This window comes from Acinetobacter sp. 1125_18A (assembly GCF_052824985.1).
In genome coordinates this window covers 25,829-43,808 of record NZ_VTDG01000015.1, presented here as the reverse complement: position 1 = coordinate 43,808, position 17,980 = coordinate 25,829, and the positions used below count along the sequence as shown (strand labels likewise).

Here is a 17,980-nt window from a genome sequence, read left to right as displayed (position 1 = left end):
TGCACTGTTGGAAAAGAACTGCTTCTCGTAAAGCGAGCCGAAGTGCCAACAGCGCTATCTTCTATATAAAAACATTGAAACATCATATTCAAGATGTTTCAGTGTTATTTATCATGTTGTTGGGTAAATTGAATGATTTTCTTGAACTTTAACTATTCACAAGTTTTCGAATAACTTGATGTAATTCATCGACATTCTCTACGATACAGTCGGCTTGCCAAGCATTTAAATCATCTTTGTACTGTAATGGTAAATAACCATATGCTGCGAGGATTGTATACATTTGCGCATTACGTCCTGCATCAATATCGCGCGGATGATCACCCACATAAATACATTGTTCAGGTGCAATCTCAATTTGCTTTGCCGCCAGATACATTGGCTCAGGATCTGGTTTGGTCTGAGCGACATCTTCAGGACAGACCAGAACAGCGCAACGTTGTGTGAGGTTCAATGCGTTCAATAATGATTCACTTAACCAACGTGGTTTATTGGTCACAATACCCCAAGGGATCTGTTGGCTTTCTAACTCTGCCAAAAGTGGATACATACCCGCAAACAGGTCTGTGTCTACAGCAATGTCATCACCATACTGATCTAAAAAGCGTTGGCGATGTGCTAGAAAGACTGGATCATCTACTTCAAGCTCTGGATAAACCAGTTTTACCATTGCGCGTGCACCCTCAGAAACCTGAGTGCGGATCAAATCCGCATCAACCACTGCGCGTCCTTCTTCTCGACACATATTTTGAATAATACGGATAAAATCCGCAGCCGTATCAATCAGTGTTCCGTCTAAATCAAAAAGAACAGCTTGCATCAAACACCTTCATTCACAGTATAAACCATGTAATTCACATCAACATTGGGCGCAAGCCAGTAATGCTTTGTGAGTGGGTTGTAGTGTAAGCCAGTCATATCTTTAAGTTTTAAACCTGAGTTACGAATGTCATCTGCAAGTTCAGACGGTTTAATAAATTTATGATAATCATGGGTGCCTTTTTTCAATAAACGTAATACATATTCCGCACCAATAATTGCGAATAAATAAGACTTAGGATTACGGTTAATTGTTGAGAAAAACACATGACCATTTGGTTTAACTAACTTTTGACACGCTTGGATGATGGATGCTGGGTCAGGAACATGTTCTAGCATTTCCATACATGTAACAATATCGTATTGTCCTGCTTGTTCTTCTGCGAGTTGTTCCACAGGAACCTGGCGATATTCAATATTTTGAACATTTTCTTGTTCAGCGTGTAAGCGAGCCACATTCAATGGCGCTGCCCCCATATCGATACCTAAAACATCGGCACCACGACGCGCCATACTTTCAGCCAAAATCCCGCCGCCACAGCCCACATCAAGAATCTTTTTGCCTGTAAGACCATTGGCATGTTCATCAACCCAGTTTAAACGCAGTGGATTGATTTGATGTAAAGGTCTGAACTCAGAGTGTTGATCCCACCATAAAGCAGCAAGTGCTTCAAATTTAGCAATTTCCTGTGGATCAACATTAAGTTGCGACATGCCGGGCACCTCTAAGTAAATTGTTTTAATCAAAAATTAAGTTCAGTTATGCTAGTGTTTGTTAACACTTCGTCTATTTATGAAATATCAACAGACCCTAGTGTAACCATAAATCCAGAAAAAGCGATGAATCGTGTAAAAAACTTCACAGAAGGAAAACGATTTTCCCATATTTGTTTTATAGTGAATGCATAAGCTATACGAGATGACTACGAGGACAATAAAGTCAATGAAAAAATTTATTTTAGGTGGCATGACTACCATGGTGATGGCGTTTTCTGTAAATGCCATGGCTGTCGATTTTGTTGCAGGTAAAGATTATACCGTGGTGCAAAACCCAGGAAAAGTTTCAGTTCCTGGTAAAATTGAAGTACGTGAGTTTTTTTGGTATGGATGCCCTCACTGCTTTACATTAGAACCGCATATGCAAGCGTGGTTAAAGAAGATCCCTAAAGATGTTAACTTTATCCGTACACCTGCAGCAATGAATCCATTATGGGAACAAGGTGCTCGTGCATATTATGTGAGTGAAGCATTGGGTGTACGTAAACGTACGCATTTGCCTTTATTCCATACCAATCATGCAGGTAATCAGCAAGTTCTACAAAAAGATGCTTTTGCTAAATTCTTTACTCAGTACGGTGTGCCTGAGGCGAAATTTAACAGTATGTATAGTTCTTTTGCGATCACTGCAAAAATTGCTGAATCAAACCAATTGGCACAACAGTACCAGCTTTCAGGGGTGCCTGCTGTTGTGGTAAATGGTAAATATGTGGTTCAAGGTGAAGATGGTAAAGTGACGCAAGTTGTTGACTATCTGATCAATAAAGAACGTAAAGCCAAATAAGCTTTGCTGTTTTTAAAACCCGCAATTGAATTGCGGGTTTTTTTATTGCTGGTGATATACAGACGAGTTTGGGAAATAAATTAAGCTCTATCTCGGTCCCAATTTTCGATGCCTTTAAAAATTAAGCGGATTTGCGTCACCGATTGTTTTTTAAGGACCATTTTTTGTAACTCAAGTTCGATGCCTGAGTATTGGCGAGATAAGTTAATCCATGACATTGCCCAAGTAAAAGATAAATTAATCAAAATATTGGTGATCACTTTTAAATCATTTTCATCATGAAAATTTGCGATAACTTCAAACTTCTTTAACGCGTTGGCAAGGTCATCGTTTAGGAAGTCAATTTCACGGGCGATGGCTTTACGCACAACTTCTGAACCACCCCAACGTTCCGCGATCATAAAAATCCATTGTTGCGAACTGCTGTCTACAGCCTCAAAAAACAGTGCCATGCTGGTTTTGGTTTTCGCTTCAGGATGCGCTAGGCCTTTGCCTAATTGATGTAGGACATTCTTTAAATAAAGCGCAACTTGATCCACCAGCTCTTTGCCCAACTCATCCATATCTTGGAAATGGCGATAAAACGCTGTCGGAACCAAACCAACTTCACGGGCAACTTCTCGCAAACTGATACTCGAAAATGAACGACCCGATGTGCTTAAGGTTAAAGCAGCATCAAGTAAAGCCTGACGGCTTTGCTGTTTTCGTTCATCGCGTATCGACATTCTGGTATCCAAAGATTTTTGTTGTGATGAGTCTATCAAAAATAAAAACAAATTAAACGACGAATGTCAGTGTACAGGTGTTGACTGAATTTAAAAAATGATTATAGTGTACATATGTTCACTAAAAGAACGTTTGTTCACTCAATAAATAGCAAGCACAAAGAGGAACGTCACATGAGTAGCTATATGCAGTATCAGCCAGAATGGGTTCGTGAGGATTTTGTCGATTTTATCGCTGAAAAAATCAATCCTGTTTGGGCTTGGAAAAAGGTAAAAGCCACGATTATTAAAACTCGTGCATTAAGCCCTGATTTTTATCAAATTCAATTACGTCCAAATCGTAATTTTAAGCATCATCAGTTTAAAGCGGGACAATCTGTTCTTGTAACTGTTGAAATTGCGGGTGTGCGTCAACAACGTAGTTACTCTGTGGTTAAATTTTTGAATAATGGCGATATGATCATTGCTATAAAACAGCAGGGTAAAGTCTCCAATGCACTGAGCCAAATGGCTTTTGGTAGCATTGTTGAGTTGTCACAAGCTCAAGGTGATTTTGTTTTAGCTCAAGACGCGTCACCATTGTTATTGATTGCGTCAGGCAGTGGAATTACCGCAATCCATTCTTTGTTGCTTGAAGCACTTAAAGATTCAAATCGTCCAATTGATTTAATTTATTTTAGTCGTGATGAGGCTTTTCATGCAGATCTAGAGCAGCTTTATCAGCAACACGCATTGTTAAATTATCACTATATTCACACCGCTCAACAAAAGCAGCATTTAACCATCGAGTTATTGGAAAGTTTGGTTCCTGATTTCCAACAGCGTCAAAGCTATGCGTGTGGTGCAAGTGCAATGATGCAAAGCATCAATCAAATTTTTCAAGATTTGAATATCACAGATCGTTTGAAACAAGAGTATTTCCAGATTGCGGTAGATGAAAGCCTAGAAGCACAACCGATTGTTTTTTTACGCTCACAACAAGAGTTTGCTGCGAAATCAAACCTACTTGAAAGTGCTGAACAAGCGGGATTAAAGCCAACTCATGGTTGTCGTATGGGGATTTGTAATACCTGTACCTGTACCAAAGTGAGTGGTTCGACTAAAAATATGCTGACAGGTGAAATTGACCATGCTTCAAATACACAGATCAAATTGTGTATCAGCCAAGCGATAAGCCCTGTGGTTATTAATCTGTAAATTAAAGCAATCATTTCAATAAATTTAAACAACTTCTCGGTCTGTTGAACCTAGGCGTAGGAAGTTGTACCCAAAATTCAGCTAAGGCTTCTAAAAATGAAGTGCTGAGGAGCAAGACAATGAATATGTCAGTTACTTTTCCAAACAGTAAATCGAAACATTTAAACCCAGAACAAACCGCAGAGTTTGGTCGCCGTGTTGATGAAATCCGTCGTGAAATCATGGACAGTTTAGGTGAACAAGATGCCAAGTATATTTATAAAATCCGTAATTTTGTCCGTTATAGTGAAATTGCTTCACGTGCTATGTTGATGTTTGGCGGATGGATTCCACCTGTTTGGGTGGTGGGTACGGGATTGCTGGGAATTTCCAAAATCGTAGAAAATATGGAGCTGGGTCATAATGTTATGCATGGTCAATTCGATTGGTTAAATGACCCAAGTTTGAATGGTGCAAACTACGACTGGGATACCATGGCAACAGGTGATGATTGGAAATACACACATAATTATGTGCATCACACCTATACTAATATTGTGGGTAAAGATCATGATGTGGGTTATGGTTTACTCCGTGTTAGTGAATCACAAAAATGGGAACCGCGCTTTTTGTTTAATATCCCTTTAGCGATTCAATTGATGGTGTTTTTTGAATGGTATGTTGGCTTACAAAATCTACATTTGGAAGATGCGCTGATCTATAAAACAAAAACTTGGAAACAGGTCTGGGCAGATGCGGCAAAATTTCGTAAAAAAGCCCGCCGTCAAATTCTAAAAGATTATGTGTTTTTTCCTGTGATTGCAGGCCCCAATGCTTTGCCAGTGTTAGCTGGGAATGCCATTGCCAATGTGATCCGCAGTTTGTGGTCTTCAGCGGTAATCTTTAATGGTCATTTCACTGAAGATGCAGAGACTTTTGAAGCAGATAATGTGGAAAATGAAACCCGTGCTGAATGGTATTTACGTCAGATTCGTGGTTCTAGTAATTTTACTGGAACAGACTGGTTGCATATTTTGAGTGGGAATTTAAGTCATCAGATTGAACATCATTTGTTCCCTGATATGCCAGCCAATCGTTATTCAGAAGCTGCTCCAAAAATTAGAGCTTTATGTGCAGAATATGGCATCAATTATAATGAAGCAGATTTCCTGAAACAATTTGGCAGTGTATGGGTGCGTTTAGCCAAATGCTCTTTGCCAAATAGTCTGACAGCAACCATTACTCAGTCTTTACAAAAGTTGAAGGGTATTTTTGCTTAAACAAAGTTTTTGCGATGTGTAAGCATTGGTGTTGCTAAGGTGTTTATCTCGCTTCATTCAACTGGTGCAATAGCTGTTGAAAATAGATCCTCAATTGTTGTTAGAAGAACCTTATTGAGTTAAATAAGGTTCTTCTATTGCTTTTAATGCGATGTTTTAGATTCAGTGATTTTTAATTTTTTGGCTAAATTTCGAAAATTTTAAAACGTGGTTTGTATATCTATCTTTTTGTATAGACGTTTATTTAAGTCACCACATATAGATTTAGCGAGCAATTTCAAAAACCACCATCTTGTAACAAAACCATCTCTCTTGGATCTGTTATAATAAGTCGCAATATTTTTTGAATCCCATAAGGACAAGCTATGCGTATCGACCAACGTGCATTAGATCAATTACGTGAAGTTAAAATTACCCGTAACTACACCCGTTATGCGGAAGGTTCAGTATTGGTTGAATTTGGTCATACAAAAGTGCTGTGTACTGCAAGTATTGACAATTCAGTGCCACGTTTCTTAAAGGGTCAGGGCCAAGGTTGGGTGACTGCGGAATACGGTATGTTGCCACGTTCTACCCATACACGTAGCGACCGTGAAGCTGCTCGCGGTAAGCAATCTGGTCGTACTCAAGAAATTCAACGTTTGATTGGTCGTAGCTTACGTGCAATGGTGGATTTGAAAAAATTGGGTGAAAACACCATTACCATCGACTGCGATGTGATTCAGGCAGATGGTGGTACACGTACTGCTGCAATTACGGGTGCTGCGGTTGCATTAATTGATGCTATGAATGTACTTCTTGAGAAAAAGAAAATTAAGCATGATCCATTAAAAGGGCTTGTTGCTGCGATTTCTGTCGGCATGTATCAAGATGAAGTATTGCTTGATCTTTGCTATGAAGAAGATTCTAACTGTCAAACAGACTTGAATGTGGTGATGACTCAAGCAGGTGAGTTTATTGAAATTCAAGGGACTGCAGAAGAAAAACCATTTACACGCGCTCAGTCCAATGCAATGCTTGAAATGGCTGAAAAAGGTATTCAGGAATTGGTAAAAAAACAACAAGAAGCGCTTGGTTGGTAATTCTAAAATATTGATATATTTTTATAAACAAAACGCATCTTCGGATGCGTTTTTTATTGCATAAAATTGTTTTAACCTAAGTTGCTTATTTTTAAATTAAAACAAATATTTGATATTCATCGTTTTTTAAAAAATATTCATCAAACTGCCATAAAAACTTCACTCTAGCGTCATAGCAGTTGTATTGACTATCCCTACCTTTATTTCATGGATAGGACAATGCGAAATTTTTTGCTGATTTTAGTGACCAGTCTGAGTGTCTTACTCAGTGCTTGTAATGATGATAATGAAAGCTCAACGACGAATCCACAGCCACCCGCTGCTTGTAAAGTACATTGCGCACCATAATAAAAAATAAGGAAATAGAGATGAACCGTCGTGATTTTTTAGTCAATTCAACAAAAACAATATTTGGTACAGCCGCTTTAGCCAGCTTTCCAGCCAGCATCCAAAAAGCTTTAGCCATTGACGCCAAAGTCGAAACAGGCACGATTAAAGATGTAAAACATGTCATCATTTTGACGCAAGAAAATCGCTCGTTTGATAATTATTTTGGAACGTTAAAGGGTGTTCGTGGGTTTGGTGATCGTTTTACGATTCCGCTATCCGACAACCGTAAGATTTGGGAACAATACGATAAAGATAAGAATAAAATCTTTCCCTATCATTTAGACAGCACGCGTGGCAATGCACAACGTGTTAGCGGTACGCCACACTCATGGACAGATGGGCAATTTGCTTGGAACCATGGGCGTATGGGCAATTGGGTACAGTATAAACAACCCCAATCTATGGGATATTACAAACAAAAAGAAGTTGAATTTCAGTTCTCACTTGCCAACGCCTTTACCCTGTGTGATGCATATCATTGTGCAATGCATACAGGAACCAATTCGAATCGTATGTTCTTATGGACAGGTTCAAACGGTCCTAAAGCTGCGGGTGTTGCCAGTGTCGTCAATGACTTAGACAGTATTGGTGCATCAAGCACAGGTTATGATTGGACCACCTATCCTGAGCGCTTACAACAAGCGGGTGTGACGTGGAAAGTTTATCAAAATATGCCAGATAACTTTACCGACAATCCTTTGGCTGGCTTTAAACAGTATCGCCGTGCCAATGAGTTATCAGGTAAACCAGTAAACAATGACAGCACGTGTCCTGCTTATGATCCAGCCATTGATGCAACACAACCATTGTATAAAGGGATTGCCAATACGATGCCTGATGGTGGATTCCTTGCTTCATTTAAAGATGATATTGCCAAAGGTCAATTACCTCAAGTCAGTTGGATGGTTGCACCTGCGGCCTATAGTGAGCATCCAGGACCATCAAGCCCTGTACAAGGTGCTTGGTATATTCAGGAAGTTTTAAACGCTTTAACGGAAAACCCTGCAATTTGGAGTCAAACGGTTTTATTGGTCAACTTTGATGAAAATGATGGCTTTTTTGACCACGTTCCATCACCAAGCGCACCTTCAAAAGATGCTTCAGGTGTAATGCAAGGTAAAACCACTTTGAGTGATGAACAAATCTCATATGAATACGCTACGCATCCTAAAGCTTCAGCAGGGCAACCTAACTTTACTGATCCTAAAGTCAGCAATGGCGTGGGAGTCTATGGTCCAGGAATCCGCGTACCTATGTATGTGATTTCTCCGTGGAGCCGTGGTGGTTGGGTAAATTCACAGGTTTTTGATCATTCGTCTGTTATTCGTTTCTTAGAGCAACGTTTTGGCGTGCAAGAACCGAATATTAGTCCATATCGCCGTGCTGTATGTGGTGATTTAACCACGGCTTTTGACTTTAAAAATCCAAATACCACGGCTATTTCGGACTTGATGGGTAAAAAAAGCAAGAATGATGCAGATGCGATTCGTAATGCGCAAGCGCTATTGCCACCAGTTTCCCGTCCTTTAAGTCAGGTCTATCCTGTTCAAGAGTTAGGAACACGATTGTCTCGGGCATTGCCTTATATTTTACATAGTAGTGCGAAAGTTGATGTGGCAACAAAAACAGTGAAGTTAATGTTCTCCAATACAGGGACACATGCCGCAGTTTTCCATGTTTATGACAAATTGAATTTAGACGCAATTCCTCGTCGTTATATGGTTGAAGCAGGCAAGCAATTGGACGATGTATGGAAAGCTTCAAATGGACTATATGATTTATGGGTGTTGGGTCCAAATGGCTTCCATCGTGGCTTTGCAGGAGATTTAGTCAAGTCTGCACAAATAGATGCATTGCCAGAAGTGCGTGTATGTGTTGAAGAGTGTGATCCTAAACTCTATTTAAAAGTTCGTAATGACGCTGCGAAAACAGCAAAATTGACGGTAAAAGCCAATGCTTATCTACCCAATAAGACATGGAATATCGAAACGGCTTCTACAGAAAAGGAGTTGAATTGGAATATGTCTGATTTCGGTGGTTGGTATGATTTTACTGTAACAATAGAGGGTGATAGCACCTTTAAACGTCGTTTTGCTGGGCGTATTGAAACGGGTAAAGACTCATTTTCTGACCCTTATATGGGATTTATAGAATCTTAATTTTAAATAGCTGAATTTTTATGATTTAAATAAGGTGCGCTTTGCACCTTATTTTTGAGTTGATAGAAGACCACATCATTTGCGCAAACTTACATGATTAAGATTCCAATCATCTATTTACGTCAATAGATACATAAATCAGCTGAAATCCCTTGTTTCGTATACAGACTCTACAAATCTTTTCATCAACCGATATTTAGAATATTTCAAACTTTAGCAAATGGCAGGTTTATGAAAATACTCATTGTTCTATTCGCCGTGATTACCTTTGTATTGATGGCTGGAGATCCACGCCGTGAAGATTTCGAAAGCAAAGAATTTGACGCAAAAAATAATGAACCACAACAACATGCTGAACAGCAGCATGATCAAGAAGACTCTGGAGAATCTTCTTGATCATTTGGGCAGGACTAGCTTTCAGCTTTAGATTTTAACATCTGATAAGTGAAATTCTTACCATTTAACACATCAGTATTCATGTCTTTATACTGTTGTAGAATCTCAGTTTGATCAAATTCACAAGATTTTTGCGTTTGCGTGCCTGTTTGATGAACAGTGGTATAACAAGCGTTCACTTTATTTACAAAAGCATAGTAAGGTGAAAGGGGAATATGCGCAGCTTCTAATACTTTGGGTGCTAAGAAATGTGCTGCCACAAAAGGCCCTTTAAATTGCTTTTGATCAATGGGGAAATTTGCCCAAACTGCAAGCGGTGTTTCAAAGAAGCGCACATCTTTTTTCTCAGCTTTTTCTTGTTCTGATTTAAAGAAGCCATACTCATCGTAAACGCTTTGTAAGTTGGGTAAATGGTCACCAAAGAAAATCACAATTGTTGGGCGATCAAGCTGTTTGACATGCTCAATTAGGGTTTTAAATTTATCGTCAGCACGTTGCATGCCTGTTAAATAAGTATTCAGCGCGCGTTTACTGTTCTCACTCACACCATCTTTGGTGATTTTAAAATGGTCTTTACCAAAGCGGTCATCACTATACATTGGATGATTTTCAACACTGATCGCATAGATAAATTGAGGCTTATCAGTATTTTTAAGCTGATTTTCAATGCTGTTATAAATTAAATCATCAGTAGCCCAACCCGCAGCATTAATATATTTAGCGCGGTCAGCCATGTTGATCATATTTTCAATTGAAGTAAAACGGTTAAAACCTAGATTTTGATAAACTGCGCTACGGTTATAAAAATATTTGCCGTTGTTATGCATTGCAGTTGTTTCATAACCCAATGTATTTAAATACATTGGTAATGAATAAGTTGGACGTTTTAATTTTGAGACATAAGCCAGTTCATTATGATTTAAATAGGTATTTAGACTGGTTAACACTTCAAACTCAACGTTAGCAGTTCCTCCACCAAAACTTGGAGACAATAAGCTAGAGACCTGATTTTTACTAATCGTTGGGGTGATGTTAGGTGGAATGCTTTTGTCTAATTTTCTGGCATCCCAATGCGACTCGCTCATCACAAAAACGATATTTGGCAATTGTTTTTGTTGTGACGGATCATCTGATGCTAGATTCGATGTAGATTCTTCATCATGTTCAACCGCCATCGGTTGATAAAAAGCGGCAACTTTTTCTTCAGGGATGACTTGTGTTTGGAAAATTTTATTGTTTAAGCCATCAACCGTTTTGGAAAAGAAGAAGGTCGAAAAACCTAAATATTTAATGGTTAAATGATCACCAATCCAGTCGCCACGGGTATTGGGTAGATATTTTGCATATTGGCAAATTGAGTTTTTTGCTGCATTGGCACAAGCTTCACTAAAATTATTTTTAAAATTTGCAGTGATAAAGAAGCCAAGGATAGCAAAAGATAAAATACTGTTTGTCAGGAGGAGTGGCTTCGTCCCTAATTTCTCTTTTTTATACAGAAATACGAATAGTCCAATAAACACTGCAATTGCTACAAAGACCGCAATTTTGAGCATGACTGGAGAGGCGATAAAGGTTTCTTTAAATAATAAAAAATCACTAGGAACCAAGCTTGCAGAAAGATATTGCTCTTTCTTAATATTGATAAAGCTCAGTAAAAAAATAATAAATTGACTGAGTAAAATGGTCGCAAAGGTTTTTCTTAAGATTAAATAAAATAAACTAATAAAGGCGTAGTTTAAGAGAATTGAAAAACCATATTTATACAGACGTGGTTTTAGATAGATGTCACGTAATTGAAAGAAACGCGTGATATCTTCTTGGTATAAGAAAAAAGCAAATACAGATAAAAAAGCGACAAGTAAAAACAAAACTTGTTGTTTCAAAGTCTTCATTGGCCTAATTACAGGAATGTATTGGAAGCCAAAGATTATAGGCTTATTCAGACGGCTTTTCTATGTAAAAACTGCTTGTTTTGTAAGCAAAATTAAAACTAATCAATAAAAAATAGCAAACTAAAGCATCAACGTTGCCCAAAGAATGTAGATATCCTTTGGGCAATTTTTTTACTGGCTTACACGTTGTATCGCTTCATCATAAGTCGCGCTTGGTTTGTATTGATTGGCCAATTGGTAATGTTGCTTAGCTTGAGCATAATCTTGATTATTTTCATAGATTTTACCCATATTATAGTGAGAATAAGCTTTGGTATTGTTATTGGTCGCCAAAGCAATGGCTTTTTGATTGGCCCATAAAGCTTCTGAGGAACGATTGAGCTTTTGATAAGCAACAGCAAGATTACTATAGGTCTGGCCAACATTTGGATTGTAGTCGATAGACTGTTGATAGAGCATTGCAGCTTGTTCAATCTGGTTGTTTTGATAGGCTTTATCTGCACTTAAATTAAGTGTCTTGGCTCGTTTTTGCGCATCAGCTGAGACAGGAACAATATTTACCCGAGTGGTTTGATTTTGATAATTTGATACTGTTGAACCCACTTGGCTTGCGTTAACCGTGGTTCCTGAAATACGATTGATATCTTGAATTTCACCTTCAGGGCTAATGCGGAATACAGTCCATAAATTACCCGCTTGACCAGTTGGAATATAATAAGAGCGGATCAGTGATTCACCTGCATAGACCATGACTTTGGCTTGGCTATTGGATAAATTGGTCGTAGTTGGTTGAGTCCGATCAGAAAAGTCATGTACTGAATACACATAATATTGACCTTCTAAACGTTTATCAATCGTGACGGTTTCAGGGCCATAAGAGTCGGTGTCATCCACATCCAGATTTGCAGCCAAACCTTGTTTACTGTCCCAATATACATGCTGATTTTTATAACTTAAGTGTGAATCGAGATCTAAAGGGTTTTGCCCCCAATTCAGTACAATTCGCATACTGTTGAGATCTTTGAGTACAGGACTTAAGGCGTAGGTCATACCATCACATGGACATTTTGCAACCAGTGTTGAATAACCTGATTTTTTGATAATCAGTAAATTATCTGAACTGTCTATAGTATTACTATTGACTGCGGCTCGGCCGCTTGTATTGGTAGAACTTGAGGCAGAGCGCTCACCATTTTTTTGCAAAATTACTTCAGCATTGGCAATATTTTGATCTTTGACTGTTGCACTTAACACATGCACATTGACTGTGTCTGCATGGCTCAGGATCGGAATAGATAATGCGAATAGTGATGAATATAAAATATGTTTTTTCATTGTTTATCTCTTTTGTTGGTGCACATAATTTGATTGTTATTTAGAAGATCTTTTGCATAAAATTAGCTGATTGTTTATTGACTCATCGTTTTATTTTGTAATAAAAAAAGCAGTATATAGATACTGCTTCATGTCTCATATGATTGAGTGATTAGTCATTAAATCGCATAGATAAATCAATCGCTTTAACATCTTTGGTTAATACACCCATCGAAATATAGTCAACACCTGTTTGTGCAACTTGACTTAAATTCTCAAGGGTTATATTCCCAGACGCTTCTAATTTACATCGCCCTGCTACATGTTTAACCGCATCAATCATTTGTTGTTGGCTAAAATTATCTAGCATGACGATATCGGCTTTGGCTTCAAGTGCTTGATTCAGTTCATCCCATGTTTCAACTTCGACTTCAACAGGCTTACCTGGTGCGATTTGATGCGCTTTGGCAATTGCTTGAGCAATACCACCTGCAGCCATGATGTGATTTTCTTTAATTAAAAACGCATCGAATAAACCTAGGCGATGGTTTTGCCCGCCACCTACAGCAACTGCATACTTTTGTGCAATCCGTAAACCCGGCAAAGTTTTGCGTGTATCTAATAATTTGGTTGCTGTACCTTCTAGATATTTTACGTATTCAGCCGTTTTGGTTGCGACTGCAGACAGGGTTTGCACAAAGTTTAATGCAGGACGCTCAACAGTCAGCAAACTACGCGCAGAACCTGCCAATTTATAAATAGTTTCATTGGCTTTGACCCAGTCACCATCATTTTTAAGCCAAGTAATCTGTACGCTTGGATCATAAGCCTTGATCAGCGCATCGACCCAAGGTTGTCCCGCCAAGACCATATCTTCACGCGAAATGATCGTGGCTGTCGCTTGCTCATCTTCTGGTGTGAGTAGGGCAGTAATATCAGCATCGCCAATATCTTCTTGGAGTGCTTGTTGAATATTAATTTGAATAGATTGTTCAAGCAAAGATTCAGGTATGCTCATGGATATCCCTATTTTAGTCACCCTTAAAAACTGAGCGATATATTAGCACTGTCGTTGCAAGTTTGAAGAAGTTTTTATTTTATACAGATAAGAGTACACTAAAATATTGAGAATCAGCTTTATTGAAAATAGAAAAATTCTGTAGGAATAAGATATGCAATCTGCACCACAGTTTCAGGTCGTAAATGGTCAATTGATTGGCGCAAGACAAGTCCCATCACCCAACTATAATCAACGTCCTGAAAATACAGAGATTCAGCTGATTGTGATTCACAATATTAGTTTGCCACCGTCACAATTTGGTGGTGGTTATATTGAACAGTTTTTTCAAAATCAACTGGATTGGTCAGTCCATCCTTATTTTCAAACCATTGAGGGTATGCAGGTTTCTGCACATTTATTGATTTTAAGAACTGGTGAAATTATCCAGTTTGTTAATTTTAATGATCGGGCTTGGCATGCTGGACGTTCAGCTTATCTGGGTAAAGTTGAGTGTAATGACTATTCAATTGGGATTGAACTTGAAGGAAGTGATGATCGCGATTTTGAAGCGATCCAATATCAACAACTGGTTGATGTGGTTGCCATTTTGCAACACGCTTATCCAAAAACTGATCATCATTTAACAGGACATTCTAATATTGCATCAGGACGAAAAACTGATCCTGGACCACATTTTCAATGGCAGCAGTTTAGAGAAAGTTTGAATCAGAAAAAATTAAGAGTAGAACAAGTGAAGTAAATAAGTGTCTGTTTATGATTTAACAACGCAATTTTAAGAATATTTAATTACAATAGCGACTTTATTTTAACTAGGTGAATACGATGGCGCTGTGGCGATCCACCTTTATTGTCAGTGCAATGACCATGTTGTCACGAGTCTTGGGCTTAGTCAGAGATATGGTTTTGCTCAATGTGTTTGGGGCAGGTAAGGATTTTGACACCTTTGTGGTCGCTTTTCGTATTCCCAATTTTTTCAGGCGTTTATTTGCAGAAGGGGCTTTTTCACAAGCCTTTATTCCCGTACTCACTGAATATAAAACTACAAAACTGCATGCGGAAGTACAGATTCTCATTAGTCGTGTGTTTGGCTGCCTGTTAATGGTGATGTCACTGTTAACTTTGATCAGTATGATCATTGCACCTGTGATCTTGTATGTCTATGCACCCGGTTTTCATAACGATCCCGCAAAATTTGATTTGGCTGTAGATATGTTTCGTTTAACGATTCCCTATCTGATGTTTATGTCATTGACTGCATTTGCCAGCAGTATTTTGAATAGTTATGGTTCTTTTGCTTCGCCAGCGTTTTCGCCTGTATTACTCAACGTGGCAATGATTGCTGGTGCTTGGTGGTTAGCCCCGCATATGGCTCAACCGATCATGGCTTTAGGATGGGCTGTGGTTGCAGCAGGGGTTTTACAACTTGCCATTCAAATACCTGAATTATGGAATAAAAAATTACTCATTCCTCCTAAAGTTGATTTTAAACATGAGGGTGTAGATCGAATTTTAAAACTGATGTTGCCCGCTTTATTTGGTGTATCAGTCACTCAGATTAACTTATTACTAAATACAATTTGGGCCTCATTCATGCAAGATGGTTCGGTGTCATGGTTATATAGTGCTGAACGTATGACCGAGTTGCCACTTGGATTGATTGGTGTTGCAATCGGTACAGTGATTCTTCCGTCTCTTTCCGTGAGTAAAGCAGAGCAAGATCAGGCCAAGTTCCGTAGAATGCTGGATTGGGCTGCTCGCGTGATTGTCTTGGTGGGGGTGCCAGCCAGTATTGCTTTGTTCATGTTATCTACGCCAATCATTCAAGCACTTTTCCAGCATGGGGCTTTTGATGCACGTGATACGCAAATGACCGCTATGGCACTGCAATGTATGAGTGGTGGTGTACTGGCATTTATGTTGATTAAAGTTTTTGCACCAGGCTTTTATGCCATTCAGGACACCAAAACCCCTGTACGTGTCGGCTTAATGGCGGTTGCAGCCAATGCGATTTTAAATATTATCTTTATTGGTATTTTTAAATTGATTGATTGGCAAGCTGAGCATATGGCCTTAGCCATTGCTTCTTCAGGCTCAGCTTTGGTCAATGCAGGGATGTTATATTTTTATTTACATAAGAAAAATATTTTCCGTTTTGGTGCGCATTGGAAAAAATTATTCGTTCAATTTGCCATAGCCAATATCGTAATGATTGGCGCACTATGGTTTGCTTTAACTTGGTATGATGGCACAGCGTCGCAATGGCTTCGAATTCTTGAAGTTGTCGGATTATGTTTGGTCGGTATTGTGGCTTATGGCGTTGCTCTACTTGCAACCGGTTTTAGACCAAGACATTTAAAACACTAAATTAAGACCAATCAACAGAATATAAATGAAACCGCTTTTACTTTGAGCATCATTTAATCATAAGTGATGTATCTAACGCATGGCGACAAGGATATCGCCATTGTGTGTGGGATAGAATTTAAATTCTAAATATAAGATACGGTACTGTAAGCTTTATAGATGTATGAATTTACTTCTATGAAATGCGATAAGATTTTTTATTAGAGCATAAAAAAACATCGCAATTGAGCGATGTTTTTTATTTTAAAAGCTATTTCACATTTAACTTAAGGTAAAACTTTTAATAGTTCTACATCAAAGATTAATGTGCTGTTTGGGCCAATCGCATCACCCGCACCAATCTCACCATAGGCAAGTTTCGCTGGAATAAAGAAACGATATTTCGCGCCCTCTTTCATCAGTTGCAAACCTTCAGTCCAACCTTGAATCACTTGGCTAACTTGAAATTCTACAGCTTCATTCCGTGCAAAAGAACTGTCAAATACGGTGCCATCAAGCAAACGACCTTCATAGTTTACAGAAACCTTAGATTTTGCAGAAGGTGACTTTCCAGTACCTTGTTGTAAAACACTATACTGCAAACCACTTGGGCGAGTAATTACACCTGTTTTCTTCGCATTTTCTACAAGAAAAGTTTCACCTTGTTTGGCATTTACATCGGCAGCTTGTTTAAACTCTAGCATTTGTTTTGCTTCGGTTTGCTGTTTATATTGTGCAAGTGCTTTTGCCATTTCTTCATCAGTTAAGCTTGCTTTCTGACCTGTAGAACCTTCTTTGATCCCTTGGATAAAGGCATTTAAATTAATTTGTTTTAAGGTATCGGCATTGGTACGTCCCATGACATAACCGTAGCTATAACCCAGTTGATCTTGTTGGGAGCTTTTATTGTTAATCGGTGCTGAGAAAGCTGCGCTACTCAGCATACTAAGACTAAGCACAATAAGTGTTTTTTTCATAATTAAAATCCAAAAAAGGAGAGTAAATCTCTCCTTTTCTTAAATGTTATTTAACTTTAACAAGTTCAACATCAAAAATTAAAGTGCTGTTTGGAGGAATCGTGCCAGGAACACCTTGTTCACCATAAGCCAATTTTGCAGGGATATATAAGGTTGCTTTACCGCCTTCCTTCATGAGCTGTAAACCTTCAGTCCAACCTGGAATCACTTGGTTTAAAGGGAACTCAACCGGTTGACCACGATCATATGAACTGTCGAATACCTTGCCATCTAACAACTGACCTTTGTAATGTACCGTAACTTGTGAAGTAGCAGCAGGCTGTTTACCTGTACCTTCTTTGGTGATTTTATATTGCAATCCTGAAGCTGTTGTTTTAACACCTTCTTTTTTCGCATTTTCAGCTAAGAATGAGTCATTTGATGAAGCTGTTTCTTTGCTTTGTTGTAATTGCTTTTGTTGCATTTCTTTTTGGAAGTCAACATACGCAGCTTGTAATTCTTCATCTGTATAGGCACGTTGTTTTTTAGCATGGCCGTCACGAATACCACTGATAAATGTATTCACATCGACTTCAGGTGGGGTTTGGCTCGCAACTTCATAACCAAGTGCATAACTAATTTTTTCTACAGGTTTAGCATTTTTTGACATTGAGTGACTGTTTACATCAGCAGGATGTTGAGATGCATAATAAACAGGTACAAGTGCAGCACCACCTAAGATTACAGCAATTGCGATGGGTAAGGCTTTACTCATAAAAATTTCCAAATTTTAATCTTTTAAGAGGCTAATTTGATCATTAGCATAATCTGCTCAAGCATATAACTTCTTCATCATAAACGATATA

Annotated in this window: 17 protein-coding genes; 9 read left to right on the top strand and 8 right to left on the bottom strand. The window is 38.5% G+C overall.

Features of this window, described 5'->3' with window-relative positions:
- Positions 1-148 precede the first annotated feature (148 nt).
- On the bottom strand, positions 149-823 hold the full coding sequence (locus FY049_RS19070) for an HAD family hydrolase (RefSeq protein ID WP_166782866.1): 675 nt from the start codon (positions 821-823) through the stop codon (positions 149-151).
- Positions 820-1,533 (bottom strand): bifunctional 2-polyprenyl-6-hydroxyphenol methylase/3-demethylubiquinol 3-O-methyltransferase UbiG, encoded by a 714-nt coding sequence (gene ubiG, locus FY049_RS19065; RefSeq protein ID WP_004723533.1) that lies wholly within the window; start codon positions 1,531-1,533, stop codon positions 820-822. The genes FY049_RS19070 and ubiG overlap by 4 nt, the downstream gene beginning before the upstream one ends.
- A gap of 229 nt (positions 1,534-1,762) precedes the next feature.
- On the opposite strand from ubiG, the gene FY049_RS19060 reads away from it, so the two are divergent.
- Positions 1,763-2,380 (top strand): thiol:disulfide interchange protein DsbA/DsbL, encoded by a 618-nt coding sequence (locus FY049_RS19060; RefSeq protein ID WP_446084174.1) that lies wholly within the window; start codon positions 1,763-1,765, stop codon positions 2,378-2,380.
- 80 nt (positions 2,381-2,460) lie between these two features.
- Here FY049_RS19060 and FY049_RS19055 read toward each other — a convergent pair whose 3' ends face one another.
- Positions 2,461-3,105, bottom strand: coding sequence for a TetR family transcriptional regulator (locus FY049_RS19055; RefSeq protein WP_056518244.1), 645 nt, complete (start codon positions 3,103-3,105; stop codon positions 2,461-2,463).
- A 174-nt stretch (positions 3,106-3,279) separates the two neighbouring features.
- On the opposite strand from FY049_RS19055, the gene FY049_RS19050 reads away from it, so the two are divergent.
- The 6 genes from FY049_RS19050 (at position 3,280) to FY049_RS19025 (ending at position 9,588) form a co-directional block, all read left to right on the top strand.
- Positions 3,280-4,302 (top strand): ferredoxin reductase, encoded by a 1,023-nt coding sequence (locus tag FY049_RS19050; protein ID WP_446084173.1) that lies wholly within the window; start codon positions 3,280-3,282, stop codon positions 4,300-4,302.
- 119 nt (positions 4,303-4,421) lie between these two features.
- Positions 4,422-5,561 (top strand): fatty acid desaturase family protein, encoded by a 1,140-nt coding sequence (locus tag FY049_RS19045; RefSeq protein WP_004723529.1) that lies wholly within the window; start codon positions 4,422-4,424, stop codon positions 5,559-5,561.
- Between the two features lie 365 nt (positions 5,562-5,926).
- Positions 5,927-6,643 (top strand): ribonuclease PH, encoded by a 717-nt coding sequence (gene rph, locus FY049_RS19040; protein ID WP_004723527.1) that lies wholly within the window; start codon positions 5,927-5,929, stop codon positions 6,641-6,643.
- A 219-nt stretch (positions 6,644-6,862) separates the two neighbouring features.
- The gene (locus FY049_RS19035; protein WP_262087376.1) at positions 6,863-6,991 is read left to right on the top strand and encodes a hypothetical protein; all 129 of its coding nucleotides are present in this window, start codon (positions 6,863-6,865) and stop codon (positions 6,989-6,991) included.
- 20 nt (positions 6,992-7,011) lie between these two features.
- Positions 7,012-9,192 carry a phosphocholine-specific phospholipase C gene (locus FY049_RS19030; protein ID WP_335954635.1) on the top strand — a complete coding sequence of 727 codons (2,181 nt, stop codon included), beginning with the start codon at positions 7,012-7,014 and terminating at the stop codon, positions 9,190-9,192.
- A gap of 231 nt (positions 9,193-9,423) precedes the next feature.
- Complete coding sequence (locus FY049_RS19025) at positions 9,424-9,588, top strand: ABZJ_00068 family colistin stress protein (RefSeq protein ID WP_171077782.1); 165 nt, start codon at positions 9,424-9,426, stop codon at positions 9,586-9,588.
- Positions 9,589-9,602: 14 nt separating this feature from the next.
- Here the strand turns inward: FY049_RS19025 and FY049_RS19020 are convergent, their stop codons facing one another.
- The 3 genes from FY049_RS19020 to nadC form a co-directional block, all read right to left on the bottom strand.
- Positions 9,603-11,480: an LTA synthase family protein gene (locus FY049_RS19020; RefSeq protein ID WP_335954636.1), complete on the bottom strand. Its 1,878-nt coding sequence runs from the start codon at positions 11,478-11,480 to the stop codon at positions 9,603-9,605.
- A gap of 171 nt (positions 11,481-11,651) precedes the next feature.
- Positions 11,652-12,815, bottom strand: a complete 1,164-nt coding sequence (locus tag FY049_RS19015) for a tetratricopeptide repeat protein (RefSeq protein WP_004823616.1) — start codon at positions 12,813-12,815, stop codon at positions 11,652-11,654.
- Positions 12,816-12,966: 151 nt separating this feature from the next.
- On the bottom strand, positions 12,967-13,812 hold the full coding sequence (gene nadC / locus FY049_RS19010) for a carboxylating nicotinate-nucleotide diphosphorylase (RefSeq protein WP_105714179.1): 846 nt from the start codon (positions 13,810-13,812) through the stop codon (positions 12,967-12,969).
- Positions 13,813-13,966: 154 nt separating this feature from the next.
- Between nadC and ampD the strand changes: the two genes are divergently transcribed.
- Positions 13,967-14,554 (top strand): 1,6-anhydro-N-acetylmuramyl-L-alanine amidase AmpD, encoded by a 588-nt coding sequence (gene ampD, locus FY049_RS19005; protein ID WP_446084172.1) that lies wholly within the window; start codon positions 13,967-13,969, stop codon positions 14,552-14,554.
- Between the two features lie 74 nt (positions 14,555-14,628).
- Complete coding sequence (murJ, locus tag FY049_RS19000; protein ID WP_446084171.1) at positions 14,629-16,179, top strand: murein biosynthesis integral membrane protein MurJ; 1,551 nt, start codon at positions 14,629-14,631, stop codon at positions 16,177-16,179.
- 266 nt (positions 16,180-16,445) lie between these two features.
- On the opposite strand, the gene FY049_RS18995 is transcribed toward murJ, so the two are convergent.
- The gene (locus tag FY049_RS18995; protein ID WP_446084170.1) at positions 16,446-17,135 is read right to left on the bottom strand and encodes an FKBP-type peptidyl-prolyl cis-trans isomerase; all 690 of its coding nucleotides are present in this window, start codon (positions 17,133-17,135) and stop codon (positions 16,446-16,448) included.
- Positions 17,136-17,181: 46 nt separating this feature from the next.
- Positions 17,182-17,889 (bottom strand): FKBP-type peptidyl-prolyl cis-trans isomerase, encoded by a 708-nt coding sequence (locus tag FY049_RS18990; RefSeq protein ID WP_004723516.1) that lies wholly within the window; start codon positions 17,887-17,889, stop codon positions 17,182-17,184.
- Between the last annotated feature and the right edge of the window lie 91 nt (positions 17,890-17,980).

What these genes read in the sequence shown, in the direction of transcription:
- ubiG (WP_004723533.1), bottom strand. Translation starts at nt 1,533, where the DNA reads ATGTCGCAACTTAATGTTGATCCACAGGAAATTGCTAAATTTGAAGCA.
- FY049_RS19060 (WP_446084174.1), top strand. Translation starts at nt 1,763, where the DNA reads ATGAAAAAATTTATTTTAGGTGGCATGACTACCATGGTGATGGCGTTT.
- FY049_RS19055 (WP_056518244.1), bottom strand. Translation starts at nt 3,105, where the DNA reads ATGTCGATACGCGATGAACGAAAACAGCAAAGCCGTCAGGCTTTACTT.
- FY049_RS19050 (WP_446084173.1), top strand. Translation starts at nt 3,280, where the DNA reads ATGAGTAGCTATATGCAGTATCAGCCAGAATGGGTTCGTGAGGATTTT.
- FY049_RS19045 (WP_004723529.1), top strand. Translation starts at nt 4,422, where the DNA reads ATGAATATGTCAGTTACTTTTCCAAACAGTAAATCGAAACATTTAAAC.
- rph (WP_004723527.1), top strand. Translation starts at nt 5,927, where the DNA reads ATGCGTATCGACCAACGTGCATTAGATCAATTACGTGAAGTTAAAATT.
- FY049_RS19035 (WP_262087376.1), top strand. Translation starts at nt 6,863, where the DNA reads ATGCGAAATTTTTTGCTGATTTTAGTGACCAGTCTGAGTGTCTTACTC.
- FY049_RS19030 (WP_335954635.1), top strand. Translation starts at nt 7,012, where the DNA reads ATGAACCGTCGTGATTTTTTAGTCAATTCAACAAAAACAATATTTGGT.
- FY049_RS19025 (WP_171077782.1), top strand. Translation starts at nt 9,424, where the DNA reads ATGAAAATACTCATTGTTCTATTCGCCGTGATTACCTTTGTATTGATG.
- FY049_RS19020 (WP_335954636.1), bottom strand. Translation starts at nt 11,480, where the DNA reads ATGAAGACTTTGAAACAACAAGTTTTGTTTTTACTTGTCGCTTTTTTA.
- FY049_RS19015 (WP_004823616.1), bottom strand. Translation starts at nt 12,815, where the DNA reads ATGAAAAAACATATTTTATATTCATCACTATTCGCATTATCTATTCCG.
- nadC (WP_105714179.1), bottom strand. Translation starts at nt 13,812, where the DNA reads ATGAGCATACCTGAATCTTTGCTTGAACAATCTATTCAAATTAATATT.
- ampD (WP_446084172.1), top strand. Translation starts at nt 13,967, where the DNA reads ATGCAATCTGCACCACAGTTTCAGGTCGTAAATGGTCAATTGATTGGC.
- FY049_RS18995 (WP_446084170.1), bottom strand. Translation starts at nt 17,135, where the DNA reads ATGAAAAAAACACTTATTGTGCTTAGTCTTAGTATGCTGAGTAGCGCA.
- FY049_RS18990 (WP_004723516.1), bottom strand. Translation starts at nt 17,889, where the DNA reads ATGAGTAAAGCCTTACCCATCGCAATTGCTGTAATCTTAGGTGGTGCT.